General features: G+C 65.8%; 12 protein-coding genes. 3 read left to right on the plus strand and 9 right to left on the minus strand.

Annotated elements, in window-relative coordinates; translation table 11 throughout:
• Window positions 1-759 precede the first annotated feature (759 nt).
• From phoU to VJ307_07005, 8 genes are all read right to left on the minus strand, one after another.
• Entirely contained in the window at window positions 760-1,422 is a 663-nt protein-coding gene (gene phoU, locus VJ307_06970; protein HJX73882.1) for a phosphate signaling complex protein PhoU, read from the minus strand.
• A 20-nt stretch (window positions 1,423-1,442) separates the two neighbouring features.
• Window positions 1,443-2,204 carry a phosphate ABC transporter ATP-binding protein PstB gene (gene pstB, locus VJ307_06975; protein HJX73883.1) on the minus strand — a complete coding sequence of 254 codons (762 nt, stop codon included), beginning with the start codon at window positions 2,202-2,204 and terminating at the stop codon, window positions 1,443-1,445.
• 15 nt (window positions 2,205-2,219) lie between these two features.
• Window positions 2,220-3,056: a phosphate ABC transporter permease PstA gene (pstA, locus tag VJ307_06980; protein ID HJX73884.1), complete on the minus strand. Its 837-nt coding sequence runs from the start codon at window positions 3,054-3,056 to the stop codon at window positions 2,220-2,222.
• Window positions 3,053-3,985 carry a phosphate ABC transporter permease subunit PstC gene (gene pstC / locus VJ307_06985; protein HJX73885.1) on the minus strand — a complete coding sequence of 311 codons (933 nt, stop codon included), beginning with the start codon at window positions 3,983-3,985 and terminating at the stop codon, window positions 3,053-3,055. Before pstC ends, pstA begins: the two co-directional genes overlap by 4 nt.
• A gap of 106 nt (window positions 3,986-4,091) precedes the next feature.
• Window positions 4,092-5,150 carry a phosphate ABC transporter substrate-binding protein PstS gene (gene pstS / locus VJ307_06990; GenBank protein HJX73886.1) on the minus strand — a complete coding sequence of 353 codons (1,059 nt, stop codon included), beginning with the start codon at window positions 5,148-5,150 and terminating at the stop codon, window positions 4,092-4,094.
• Window positions 5,151-5,239: 89 nt separating this feature from the next.
• Window positions 5,240-7,045, minus strand: a complete 1,806-nt coding sequence (locus tag VJ307_06995) for an ATP-binding protein (GenBank protein ID HJX73887.1) — start codon at window positions 7,043-7,045, stop codon at window positions 5,240-5,242.
• A 3-nt stretch (window positions 7,046-7,048) separates the two neighbouring features.
• Complete coding sequence (locus tag VJ307_07000) at window positions 7,049-7,738, minus strand: response regulator transcription factor (GenBank protein HJX73888.1); 690 nt, start codon at window positions 7,736-7,738, stop codon at window positions 7,049-7,051.
• Between the two features lie 130 nt (window positions 7,739-7,868).
• Window positions 7,869-8,771 (minus strand): diacylglycerol kinase family protein, encoded by a 903-nt coding sequence (locus VJ307_07005; GenBank protein HJX73889.1) that lies wholly within the window; start codon window positions 8,769-8,771, stop codon window positions 7,869-7,871.
• Between the two features lie 54 nt (window positions 8,772-8,825).
• Between VJ307_07005 and VJ307_07010 the strand changes: the two genes are divergently transcribed.
• Complete coding sequence (locus VJ307_07010; protein ID HJX73890.1) at window positions 8,826-9,554, plus strand: glycerophosphodiester phosphodiesterase; 729 nt, start codon at window positions 8,826-8,828, stop codon at window positions 9,552-9,554.
• On the plus strand, window positions 9,541-11,046 hold the full coding sequence (locus VJ307_07015; protein HJX73891.1) for a glycerol-3-phosphate dehydrogenase/oxidase: 1,506 nt from the start codon (window positions 9,541-9,543) through the stop codon (window positions 11,044-11,046). The genes VJ307_07010 and VJ307_07015 overlap by 14 nt, the downstream gene beginning before the upstream one ends.
• Window positions 11,047-11,076: 30 nt before the next feature.
• Here the strand turns inward: VJ307_07015 and VJ307_07020 are convergent, their stop codons facing one another.
• Complete coding sequence (locus tag VJ307_07020) at window positions 11,077-12,045, minus strand: NAD(P)/FAD-dependent oxidoreductase (protein HJX73892.1); 969 nt, start codon at window positions 12,043-12,045, stop codon at window positions 11,077-11,079.
• Window positions 12,046-12,157: 112 nt separating this feature from the next.
• Between VJ307_07020 and VJ307_07025 the strand changes: the two genes are divergently transcribed.
• Window positions 12,158-13,231, plus strand: coding sequence for a nitronate monooxygenase family protein (locus VJ307_07025; protein ID HJX73893.1), 1,074 nt, complete (start codon window positions 12,158-12,160; stop codon window positions 13,229-13,231).
• The last annotated feature ends 163 nt before the right edge of the window (window positions 13,232-13,394 follow it).

The following is a 13,394-nucleotide window of genomic DNA, read 5'->3' on the forward strand; positions in this document are numbered from 1 at the left end:
AAAGTCCTCCGTGGGTGAATTTGCGTCGGGAAAGGTACATAGTAATGCGTGGAGCCGGAAAAGGAAAACCGAAATTCACGTGGGCGGGGACACTCCGGGGACATTCCTATTTCGAGTCGTATGCTGAGGAGTGTCCCCGCCTAGTCCGCGGAACCCCCCGCTGCGATCCGGGTCCCCGGGCGGAGGATGCCGCGGTCAGAAGCGTCCTCGCAACGGGGTGCGCCATGGGCGGAGCAGGCCGAAGGAGGAGGGCGGAGTGAGACCGGCCTCCAGGGGTCCATTCCCTCAGATCCCGGCATTCGAGGGCCGCTGCATCCGCTTCGGCTTCGTTGCCCCCCCTCACCGTACCGCAGCGGGTACGCTTCGGTCGGGCGCCTCGCCGGAAGCGGCGCATCGACCCTCTCGGTGCACGGCCTCTTTGGCAACGGACCCCTGGAGGCCGGAGCGCAGCCGCGCAGGCTCACCGCACGGCGAGCCACGAACGGAGCCCCCTCCGAGGCCGCGAAGCCGGTCCCGGGCGTACTCGTAACGGGGCGCGCAGATGCGGCGCCTGCCGCAGGGGAGGAAGAGTTCTTAGGAACGTCCCTGTTCTTAGGGAAGGGTACGGGTTCCGGCGAGCGGAAAGCCGACGGAATCGGGCGGACGGGATAAAGAAAGCGGATTCGGGACGGTCCGGAACCGGGGACGAAACCGGTCCCCTCGCAGATGGCCGCGGTGAGGGATGCCTTTGCCAGGCCCTTTTCCGTCGGCCTTCCCGTCTCACGCCAGCCGCCCCTGGTGCCGCACGTCCTTTCCCTTCACCATGAAGATGACGTCTTCGCAGATGTTCGTCGCGTGGTCGGCCACCCGCTCGAGGTGCCGGGAGACGAGGATCAGGTCCATCGCCCTCGGGATGGTCTTCGGGTCGGAGATCATGTAGGTCAGAAGCTCCCGTAACACCTGGTCCTTGAGTTGGTCGACGGCGTCGTCCTTGAGGATGTTCTGGTAGGCGAGGTCGGCGTCGCCGCCGACGAACGCGTCGAGGGCGGCCTTCAGCATCTCCTCGGCGATCTCCGCCATCCGCGGGATGTCGATGAGCGGTTTGAGCAGCGGGACCGCGAGGAGCGACTCCGCGCGCTCGACGATGTTGATCGCCTGGTCCCCGATCCGCTCCATGTCCGTGTTGATCTTCATCGCGGCCGTGATGAACCGCAGGTCCGTCGCCGCGGGCTGCCGGCGCGCGAGGAACTCGAGGCAGGCCTCGTCGATGTCGATGTGGAGTTGGTTCACCTGGGTTTCCATCGCCCGGACCTCCGCAAAAAGCTCGGTCTTGCGGTCGGCCAGCGCCTGGACGGACAGGTGCGTCATGTGCTCGACCAGCCCCCCCATCCGCAGCACCGCCTCCCGGATGTTGGTCAACTCTTGCGAAAAGTGCCTCTTCATCGCTCTCCCCGACCGGCCGCTTATCCGAACCGGCCGGTGATGTATTCCTCGGTTCGCTTGTCCGAGGGATTCGTAAACATTTTCGCGCTCTTGTCCATCTCGATCAGCTCGCCCAGGAGGAAGAAGGCGACGGAATCCGAGATCCGGGCCGCCTGCTGCATGTTGTGGGTTACGACGACGATCGTGTACTTCTCGCTCAAGTCCTCGATCAGGTCCTCGATCTTCGACGTGGAGACCGGGTCAAGGGCGGAACACGGCTCGTCCATCAGCAGCACCTCCGGCTCGACCGCCAGCGCGCGCGCGATGCACAGCCGCTGCTGCTGCCCGCCGGACAGCGAGGACCCCATCTGGTCCAGATGGTCCTTGACCTCCTCCCACAGCGCCGCCATGCGCAGGGATTTCTCCACCACGTCGGCGATTTCTCCGCGGGATTTTCTTCTTCCGTTGAGCCGGAGCCCCACGGCCACGTTGTCGTACACCGACATGCGGGGGAACGGGTTCGGCTGCTGGAAGACCATCCCGACCTTCCTTCGGAGAAGAACCGGATCGACCTCCTCGGAGAGGACGTTCCTGCCGTCGAACAGGACCTCTCCGGCCGTGCGGAAGCCGGGGGTGAGCTCGTGCATCCGGTTCAGACAGCGGATGAAGGTGCTTTTCCCGCAGCCCGACGGACCCATGACGGAGGTGACCGAGTTGCGCCGGATCCCCATGGTGATGTCCTTCAGCACCTGGTGATCGCCGAACCAGGCGGACAGGGTTTTCACTTCGATCGCGTTCTCCATCGCCTCCATCCCCGGCTATCTTCGTGTCCGGACGAGAAGCCTCGCCCCGATGCTTAAGACGAGGACCAGCAGGATGAGGACGACCGCCCCGGCCCACGCCTTGTCGTGCCAATCATCATACGGGGAAATCGCATAGGTGAACACCTGGAGGGGGACCGCCGCGATCGGCTGGTCGAGTCCCGTCTGCCAGAACTGGTTCCCCAGCGCCGTGAACAGCAGGGGGGCGGTCTCCCCGACGATCCGCGCCATCGCGAGCAGGATCCCCGTAACGATCCCGGCCGATGCCGTGCGCACCGTGATGAAGAGCGTCGTCTTCCAGCGCTCGATCCCGAGCGCCAGGGCCGCCTCGCGCACCGGCACCGGGACGGTTTTCAGCATCTCCTCGGTGGTGCGGACCACGATCGGGAGGAAGATCATCGCGAGCGCGCTGGCGCCGGCCAAGGCCGAGAACCGCTTCATCGGGAGGACCCAGAGGACGTAGCCGAAGATCCCCATGATGATCGAGGGGACGCCGGCCAGCAGGTCGACCGCGAAGCGGACGACGGAGGCGAACGCCCCCTTGCCGTATTCGGCGAGATAGATGCCCGACAGAACCGCGAGGGGGATTCCTCCGGCCATTGCCAGCCCCGCGACCGTGAGGGTTCCCAGGATTCCGTTCGCGATCCCCCCCCCGGGCTCCCCGACGGGCCGGGGAAGATCGGTCAACAGGGACCATTTCAGCTCCTTCGCCCCCTTCCAGAGCAGGTCGGAGAAGATCAGGAAGAGGGGGAGGATCACGAGGAACGCGCTCAGGAGGAACAGCGCTTTCATGATCCTGTCGGTGGCCTTGCGCCGGTAGGCGACCGATTTCATCTTCCGGTCCTCTTCGACTCTGCCGGGGTGAAGCGCTTCAGGATCAACTTCGCCGCGAAGTTGACGACGATCGTCAGGAGGAAGAGCACGAGGCCGATTTCGACCAGGGCCGAAAGATAGAGGTCGCCGGTCGCCTCCGTGAATTCGTTGGCGATCACCGCAGCCATCGAGTAGCCCGGCTGGAAGAGGGACAAGACGATGTCCGGCCGGTTGCCGATCACCATGGTGACCGCCATCGTCTCCCCCAGGGCCCTTCCCAGTCCGAGGATCGTCGCCCCGAAGATCCCCGGGATGCAGTGCTGCCCGATGACGATCCGGATCATCTCCCAATGGGTTCCGCCCAGAGAGAGGACCGCCTCCTTCTGCACCCGGGGGACGGTGGCCAGGACCTCCCGGCTCACCGACAGGATAAACGGGAGGATCATGATCGAGAGAAGGACCCCAGCGGCGAGCATGCTCGGGCCGTAGACGGGCCCCTGGAAAAGGGGGATCCACCCCAGGACGCGCGAGGCCGGCTTCATGAAATAGTCACGCAGAATCGGTACGAGGACGAAGATCCCCCACAGGCCGTAGATGACGCTCGGGATGGCCGCCAGGAGCTCGGCCAGGAAGGAGATCGGGGTCTTGAGCCATTCCGGCGCGAATTCGTTGATGAAGATCGCGGCCCCCACCCCGAGGGGCAGGGCGATGAGGATCGCGAGGAACGAGGAGACCACGGTGCCGTAGAGAAACGGGAGCGCCCCGAATTCCTCGAGAACCGGATCCCAGGTCGTGTTCGTGGCGAAGGAGGCACCGATCTTCCGGATCGCGGGAAGCGACTCACGAACCAGGAGCCCGAACAGGAGGAGGGTCAGGGTGAGGACTCCCAGCGCGAAGAGAGCGGTCGTCTTCTCGAATAAATAGTCCTTTATGTTTCCGCGGAGTTTCATTCTTCCGGTCGATGCGGTCGTCTTGCCTACCCTCTTGTTGCAGAAAAAGAAGGGAAGGCACGCCCCTCCCTTCCCGTTTCCCGTGGTTCCCCTGCGGAAGAACGATTTAGTAGAGACTCTTGCCCTTGTACTGGATCTGTTTCAACGTGGCATCCACTTTCTCGACGACCGGCTTGGGGATCGGTGCGTAGAGAAGGGGAGCGTTCATCTTCTGCCCGTCGCTCATAGCCCACTTCAGGAACGTGACGAGGGCCTTTCCCTTCGCTTCGTCCTTCTGGTCCTTGTACAGGAGGATCCAGGTCAGGCCGCAGATCGGATAGGCGTCCTTGCCCGGTGCGTCCACCAGGGAGACACGGAAGTCGGCGGGCATCGTCTTGGCCGCGCCGGCCGCGGCTTCCGACGTCGCCTCGAGGGAGGGAAGGACGAAGTTCCCTTCCCGGTTCCGCAAGGCCGCCATCGCCATCTTGTTCTGCGTCGCGTAGGCAAGCTCCACGTAGCCGATGGCGCCGGGGGTCTGCTTGACCGCGCCGGCCACGCCTTCGTTCCCCTTGCCCCCCAGGCCGACGGGCCACCGGACCGATTTCCCCCGGCCGACCTTCTCCTTCCACTCGGCGCTGACGGTGGCGAGGTAATTGGTGAAGATGTCGGTCGTTCCCGAGCCGTCCGACCGGTGGGCCACCACGATGTCCGACCCGGGCAATTTCGCTCCCGGATTGGGCAACGCGATCTTCGGATCGTTCCACTTCGTGATCTTCCCGAGGAAGATCTCCGCGAGGGCATCCGGGGTCAGCCGCAAGCCCGGTCCCACCGCCCCCAGATGGTAGACGACCGCGACCGCGCCGATCGCCGTGGGGATGTGCAGGATCGGCCCGGGAAGCTTGGCCATCTCCTCGTCCGTCATCGGTGCGTCGGTGGCGCCGAAATCGACCGTCCCCGCGGTGACCTGACGGATTCCTCCGCCCGACCCGATCGACTGGTAGTTGAAGTTCACGCCGGGGTGCGCGTTGGAATATTCGTAGAACCACTTGGAATACAGGGGGTAGGGGAAGGTCGCCCCCGCTCCGGTCACGGTGAGCGAATCTGCAGCAATCCCCGGGGTCGTCCCCGCGAAGCCGATCACCATCCCGAACAGAGCCAAACCGAGTGCGAAAAGATTTTTCCTCATGCCTTTCCTCCTTGGGCGTTCCTTGTCCGGCATGGAAGGATGATAAGAAATCTATATCAAGCACGGATGAGGCGGGTGTGAAGTTTGTGTTAAGAATCCCGCGCGGGGATCCCCGCGGGGATCCGGATCAGGAATTTCGTCCCTTCCCCCATCCGGCTTTCCACGCGGATCGACCCGCCGTGGGCTTCCACGATATGTTTCGCGATGGAAAGCCCCAGGCCGGTACCCCCGATTTCGCGGGATCTTCCCTTGTCGACACGGTAGAACCGTTCGAAGATGCGCGGGAGATGCTCCCGGGGGATTCCCGGCCCGTCGTCCTCCACTTCGATCCGGATCGCGCCCTCCCGGCCGCTTCCGCGCAGCCGGATGCGTCCGTGCTCCCTGCCGTGCCGGATCGCGTTGTCCACGAGATTGGACACCGCAAGGGTGAGGCTCCGAAGGTCCGCGCGAAGCGTGATGTCCTCCCCGGGTTCGACAAGGAACGACTTCCCCCGTTGCTCCGCGACGGACCGGTGGAGGGATGCGACCCGGTCGAGGAAGACGGGAAGGGGGATTTCCTCTCTCGAAAGGGCAAGGTGAGCGGATTCCGCGCGGGAAAGCTGCAGGAGGTCGTTTACGAGATCCTCCATACGCAGAACATTGGAGTGGAGGGTGTCCAGGAAAGCGGGGTCGGAAGGCGCCCCTTCCCTCACCGCATCCTGCAGGGCCTCCAGGTAGCCCCGGATATTGGTGAGCGGGGTCCGCAGTTCGTGGGAGGCGTTCGAGACGAAGTCGCTCTTGACCTGAACGAGACGCCGTTCTTCCGTGATGTCCCGCAGGGTGAACAGGAAGTCCGTGCCCCTCTCCGGGGAATGCCTCACGGAAGTCCCGGAGAGGAGGACGGTGACCTCCCCTCCGGCCGTGTGGAGCGTGATCTCCGCCGGGGGGATCTCCCGACCGCTTTTCCAGGCGTCGATGAATCGGAGGATGTCCGGGTTCCGGATCGTCTCGGCGTACGGCTGTCCTTCCCGCGGGGGGATGGGGATCCCCAGGAAACGGGCAGCCTCGTGGTTGATCATGCGCACCGTCCGCCCGTCCGCGACGACGATCACCCCCTCCGACAGGTTTTCCAGCAGGGTCGCAAGCCGGGTCTTCTCCGCGTCCAGTTGGGCAATGGTCCGTTCCAGGTGGGCGGCGGTCTGGTTGAGAGCCGCGGCGACGTCTTCCAGCTCGTCGCCTGTTTGCAGGCGCAGGCGTCGGGAACGGTTTCCGGCGGAAAACTCCCCGGCGGCTTTCCGGATCTCTTCGAGGGGGCCGGTGACGTGCCGGGCGCGGATGGCTGTGCCGGCCAGCATCAGGAGAAAGGCCGCAAGCCCCGTCCCCCAGGTGATCGCCCGGACCCGGTCGAGCCGACGGTTGAACAGGGTGGCCGGGATGGAGGTCCGGGCGACCCCGACGATCCGCGTTCCGGAATGGATCGGGACGGCGCAGTACCTCTCGTCGTTTCCGACGGTGATGCTTCGCCGGGCGGAGAATCCGGTTTCCCCGGACAGCGCGGCGCGCACCTCCCTATGGTTGGCGTGGTTCTCCATGGAGGGGACATTGGCCGCCCCCATGGCGGAGTCCGCGACCACCTCCCCGCCGGGTAACACGATCGTCAGGCGCGTGTGGATGTCCTTCCCGATGCGGTCTCCCTCGGCCGCGATCGTATCCCGGTCGACAACCGGAGCCTCCAGGAGCGGGCGGAACATCTCCGACGCGAGGCGGGCCTGATTCACGAGACTCTGGTCCACCTCCTCGATGGCGTATCTCTTGAACTGGAGGTACCCGGCGACCCCGGCGAACGCGAGGGCGGTCCCGGTGATCACGAAGTACGTGAGAAAGAATTTCATGGCGATGGAAACCCGGCGCGGCATCGGTCATCTTTCCGGGATTTGGTAACCCACGTCCTTCACCGTCCGGATGGCGTCGACCAGAAACGGGATCTTCTGGCGGATCTTCGCGATGTGGACATCCACCGTGCGGTCGGTGACGTGGGTTCCTTCTCCCCAGACCCTCGCAAGGATCGTCTCCCGGGAGAGAACGCGCCCGGCGGAGGAGAGCAGGGTCTGGAGGATGCGGAACTCCTTCGGTGTGAGGGGGACGGGTTTGCCGCGGAGGAGGACCTCGTGGCGGGGGACGTCCATCCGCAAGTCGCCGAAGACGTACTCCTCTTTTTCCGCCTCCTCGGGAGCGGGAACCGCGCGCCGGATGACGGCCTTGATTCGGGCGACGACCTCCCGGGGGCTGAACGGCTTCGGAATGTAATCGTCGGCGCCCAGTTCCAACCCGACGATCCTGTCCGTCTCATCCCCCTTGGCGGTCAGCATCACGACGGGGATCCGGGAGGTCGCGGGGGCGGTCCGGATCTTCCGGAGCAGTTCCAGCCCGTCCATCCCCGGGAGCAAAATGTCGAGAAGGATCAGTTCCGGCTTCTCCGTTCTCGCCTTCTCCCACCCGGTCTCCCCGTCGGGAGCCACCGTCGGCGAAAATCCTTCCCTGCGGAGGTAGTGGGCGAGCAGATCCCGGATCTCCTTCTCGTCTTCCACGATGAGGATGGATCGTCCCACTGCGTCCTCCTGCGCAATCTTTCGGGACCCATTATATATGGTTGCGGAAAGGGGTGGGGGAGCCGGGATGCGGCCGCGGCACGCAGGTTGGCCGGCTGTCCGCAGGGAGGAGAGGGAACCCGTTCCTCTCTTATCCCGGCGAGCCGGACGCCGGTTTCTCCTTGGCGTAGGCGACCGGCACGACGATCCTGACGACGGCGTCCGTCATCGTGAACCGGACGGGAAGCGGCCCGAGATAATCCCCGTCCACCTGGGCGGCGGAGGGGATCCGGGAGCGGACGAAAACCGACGGCGTCTCTTGGATCAGGACGTCCGGGGATCCGGCATGTTTTCCCCGGAGGACGTTCCAGGTGAACTTGAGGATCGGCCATCGCCCGAGTTTGCGAAGGGCCACCACCTGGAGCGTGTCCCCCTCGAGGTTCCCGGAAGGCGCCATGATCACCCCGCCTCCGTACTTTTTTCCCCGGCAGATGATGACGGCCTGCGCCTCCACCCGCTCCTTTCCCGGCATTTCCATCCAGAGGCTCGGCTGCTCCCGGAGGAGATGCACTGCCCCCGCCAGGAAATACGCCCCGATGCCGAGGTAGTGCTTTCCCCGGGCGCCCATCCGCGCCAGCACCTCGGCGTCGAACCCCGCGGAGGCCAAAAGCAGAAAGTGCCTCTCCTCGGCTATTGCGAGCCGCACCGCGATCGTCTTGCCCGCGGACAACAGGGAGAGGCATCCCTCCACGGACCCGGGGAGCCCCACCTCCGCGGCGAACACGTTCCCCGTGCCGTGGGGGACCACCAGGAGCCGGGTCGCCGTTCCGGCAAGCCCGTTGACGACCTCGTTCACGGTGCCGTCCCCCCCGACGGCGACGGCCGCGTCCATTCCGACATGGGCGGCTTCCCTTGCCAGGATGACGGCGTCCCCGGGCCCGGCCGTCTCGCGGATTTCGAACGGGATTTTCCCCGCCGAAAGGATCTCCCGGACACGGTCGATCTTGCGGACCATCCTCGGGCCGGCCACCGGGTTGTAGATGACGCGGATCATGAGAAAGAATTATAGACGGTTTCCCCGGATTTCGGGGTGGGATATCGTTAAGGCATGAGGAACCTTTCCCGGGGAACTTTTCCCCCGATCGTCATCGCGCACCGGGGAGCCTCCCGGCGCGCCCTGGAGAATTCTCTCGAGGCGTTCTCGCTTTCCCTGGCCGACCGCGCCGACATGATCGAGTTCGACGTGCGGCTTTCGGCGGACGGGGAACCGGTGGTCATCCACGACGCCCGGACGGGACGGACCGCGAGGGAGAACCTGGCGGTGGCCCGTTGGGACGCGGCGCGGCTCAAGAAAGTCCGGCTCCGGAACGGGGAGCCGCTCCCGTTCCTCGCCGACGTCCTCGACCGGATACGGGCTGCCGTCCCGGTCAATATCGAGGCGAAGACGACGGGGGGGATCCACGCCGCGCTCCGGGTGATGGACGAAATGCGGTACGGGGGGGAGGTCCTGTTCTCCTCCGGGCTTCGGGAAGAGTGCCTGGCCGCCCGGGAGGCCCGGCCCGGGATCCCCTGCGGGCTCGTGACCGGTCGCCCCTCGATGTCCGACATCGATTTTTGCCGGAGGCACTCCCTCTCGTCGATCCACCCCGATTACCGCAAGCTGACGGTGCTCCGCATCCGGCAGGTGCGGGAGGCGGGGTTGCCTCTTCTCCCGTACACCGTGGACGACGAGGACGATTTCTTCCGGCTCGTCGAGGGGGGGGCGGACGGCGTCTTCTCGAACCGGGCGGAGGAACTGCGCGCCGCATGGCGGGAGCGGTTTCGTGGGGGGGAATGAGCGCCCGGTCGACCTTGCGGTCATCGGGGGCGGGATCACGGGCGCCGCGGTGGCCCGGGACGCGTCCCTGCGCGGGCTCACCGTGGCTCTCTTCGAGAAGGGGGATTTCTCCTCCGGGACGACCTCGAAGACCTCCCGGCTGATCCACGGGGGCTTGCGGTACCTCGAGGGGTATCACTTCGGACTCGTGGTCGAATCCCTCCGGGAGAGGGACTGGCTCTTTTCCCGCCTTCCCCATCTATTGCGCCCCCTCCCGATCCTGATCCCGGTATACCGCGGCGGCCGGCGGGGGAGGGGAACCGTATGGCTCGGAATGCGGCTGTACGACCTTCTCGCGCGCAGGAAAGAGACCCCTCGGTACGGGACGCTTCCCGCAGGCGAGGTTGCGCGGCGGGTCCCGGGCATCCGGAAGGAGGGGCTGGCCGGGGGAGCCCTGTATTACGATTACCAGCTGATCGTCCCCGAGCGACTGGTGATCGAGAACCTGCTTTCCGCGGCCGGGAGCGGGGCACGGGTCCGCAACCATGCGGAGGTCGAGGGGGTCGGCCACGCGGAAGGGGTCTTCCGCCTCCGCCTGCGCGACCGGCTCTCCGGCGCCCGGGAGGAGGTGGCGGCCGCCGCCGTGGTCAACGCGACCGGGCCCTGGGCGGACCGCACGCGGCGGCTTTTCGGCCTGGACGGCGCGATCCTGTATCCCACCAAGGGAACGCACCTCGTTCTTCCCGGCGCCTCGCCGCACGCCCTTTTCACCTCCTCGCCGAAGGACGACCGGATGTTCTACATCCTTCCCTTTTCCGGAAGCCTCCTCGTCGGGACGACCGACACGGCGTTTTCGGGGGACCCGGACGCCGCGGAACCCACCGGCGAGGACGTCGCCTACCTTCGGGAAAGCGCGGAGGAGGTCTTCCCCGCTTCCTCTCCGTTCCGGTCCGCCCCGCTCTTCTCCTACGCGGGTGTCCGGCCCCTGCTGCGGGGGAGGGAGACGGAGGAATCCCGCGTCCCGAGAAAGCACGGCGTCTTCCGGGAGGGGCCCGGCGGGCGGTTCCTGACCGTTGCGGGGGGGAAGATGACGACCTTCCGGAAGATGGCGGAGGACGCCGTGGACGCCGCGTGCGCGGCGCTCGGGCGCAGGGTCCCGTGCCCTTCCCGGCAGGTCCCCTTCCCCGGGGAGATCGGCGGGGGGAAGGAAGGGGCCGAGGCGTTTACGAGGGCTCTCGCCGGGATGTATGGGGCGCCGGCGGACCTGTGCGCGCACCTGGTGTCGCTGTACGGCCGGCGGGCGGCGCGGGTGCTGGAAATCGCGAAGGAGACCCCCGCCGGAAGGCGAACCCTTTCCCCCCATTCGCCCGACATCGCCGCCCAGGCGGTCCTCGCCGCGCGGGAGGAATGGGCGCGCACCCCGGAAGATGCCATCCTGCGCCGCATGCATCTGGGAATCACGCGGAACCGGGGGAAGGAAGCGGTCCCCGAAGTGGAGCGGATTCTTGCGTGATCGGAAGGACGGGGGTTCCGGGCGGCCGGGTTATCTCCCGAGGGCCCCCGCTTCGATGTACTCCTTCGCCGAGTTGACCGCCGTGGCGGCCTCCCCCGCGCCCGCGGAGATGAGCAGGATTTTCCCGGGATACGTCACGATGTCCCCTGCCGCGTAGATGCCGGGCATGTTGGTGGACATGTCCGTGGCCACCCCGATTCCGCTGCCCACGATGTTCAGGCCCCATTGCCGGAACGGCTCGAGGTTGGTCAGCATTCCGATGGAGAGGATGATCGCGTCGGCCTCGATCCGCTCCTCCTTGCCGCTCCGCTCGTTCCAGATGACCGCCCCGGTGACGTGGTCGTCCCCGATGACCTCCTTCAGGGCGAAATAGGGGAACATCACCCTCACCTTCGAGGAGAAGAGCCGGTCGACCATCGCCTCGTGCGCCTGGAATCGGTACATCCGATGGGCGATCGTCACTTCCGCGGCGATCCCGATGAGCGAGAGCGCCCAGTCGACCGCGCTGTTCCCCCCCCCCACGACGAGGACCTTTTTCCCGCGGAGCGGCTCGAAGGAGGGGAGGTAGTAGTAGATCCCGTGTCCCTCCAGATCGATAAGGTGCGGGATGTCCAGTTTCCGGGGGACGAACGCCCCGCAGCCGACGGCGATCACCGCGGTCTGGGTGAAGTGGCGCCCCTTCGGCGTCGAAAGCTCGATCACCCGCTCGCCGCGCACTCGCAGGCCGGTCACCCTTTCATCGAGGACGACCGTCGGGCGGTACTGCATCGCCTGCTCGGTGAGCAGGGCGATGAGGTCGCGGGCGAGAATCTTCGGGTGGCCGGCCACGTCGAAGATCTCCTTTTCGGGATACATGGAGATCAGACGGCCCCCCACCTGCGGGTAGATCTCGATAAGCTTCGTCTTGCAGTCCCGCAGGCCCGCGTAGTAGGCCGCGTACAGGCCTATCGGACCGGCTCCGACGATGGTGACGTCGTACATTTCGGACTGGCGGACCATCGCGGGATACTATAGCAGAGAAGCCTGTTCCGGCTCTCCTTTTCTTGGCCGATCCCCTCCCCTCCGTGGTATAGTTCATTGTCTTTCACGGAATGGTCGCGGGAGAGTCCGGATGGTGTTGAAGTACCTGCCGAAAGCGTGGAAAAAAGGGACGGATTTCCTCGGAACCCGGTACGCGATCCTGTGCGGGGCGATGACCTGGGTGTCCGAGTCGAACCTCGTCTCCGCGATCTCGAACGCGGGGGGGTTCGGTGTCCTCGCCGGGGGGAACATGCCCCCGGAGATGCTGGCGGAGGAGATCCGCAAGACCCGCGAGAAGACGGAGTTTCCCTTCGGGGTCAACATGATCACGGTGGCGCCGAGCTTCCGGTCCCACATCGAGGTCGTGGTCCGGGAGAAGGTATCCTTCGCCATTTTCGCCGGCAGCATCCCCTCGGGGAGGGATATCGAGCAGGTCAAGGCCTCGGGGGCGAAGTTGCTGTGCTTCGCGCCGGTTCTGTCCCTGGCGAAGCGGATGATCAAGCAGGGAGTGGATGCGCTCATCATCGAGGGGAACGAGGCGGGGGGCCACATCGGGCCCGTAGCGACCTCCATCCTCGCGCAGGAGTTTCTCCTGAACATCTCGGAAGTCCCCGTCTTCGTGGCCGGCGGGATCGGCACCGGGGAGATGATCGCCCAGTACCTGTCGCTCGGTGCGGCCGGCGCGCAGCTCGGGACCCGGTTCGTCGTCGCCGAGGAGTGCATCGCGCACCCCCGGTTCAAGGAGGCCTTCATCCGGGCCCACGCGCGGGATGCCATGCCCACCATGCAATTCGACCCGGCCCTTCCCACCATCCCGGTGCGCGCCATCGTGAACGAGGGGACGCAGGATTTCAACCGGCTCCAGCTCGAACTCCTGAACAAGGTGAAGTCCGGGCAGATGTCGAAGGAGGAGGGGCAGGTGAAGCTCGAGGAGTTCTGGGTGGGCGCCCTGCGGCGGGCCGTGATCGACGGGGACGTCGAGCGCGGGTCGCTCATGGCGGGGCAAAGCGTCGCCTTCGCGAGGAAGATCCAGCCTGTGGCCGAGATCATCGAGGATCTGGTGGCATCCGCGGAGAAAAAGCTCGCGGAGATGGCGTCGAGGGGCACGGAGGAGGTCGCCGGCGACCTTCCCCCCACCTTTCGTTCCGGGTTGCCGCTCAGCTGAATCGCCTTCAATCCTAACAAGCAAACATTCGTCGAGGAGATCGTACCATGTTCCGGATCCTTCCCCGCGAGCAAGCATTTTTCGCCATGTTCGAGAAGGCGGCGCAGAACGCCTTCGAGGGCGCCGAGGCCCTCAAGGAGCTTCTGGACACGTTCGAGGACGT

The sequence above is a fragment of the Candidatus Deferrimicrobiaceae bacterium genome, assembly GCA_035256765.1.
Lineage (GTDB): Bacteria > Desulfobacterota > Deferrimicrobia > Deferrimicrobiales > Deferrimicrobiaceae > CSP1-8.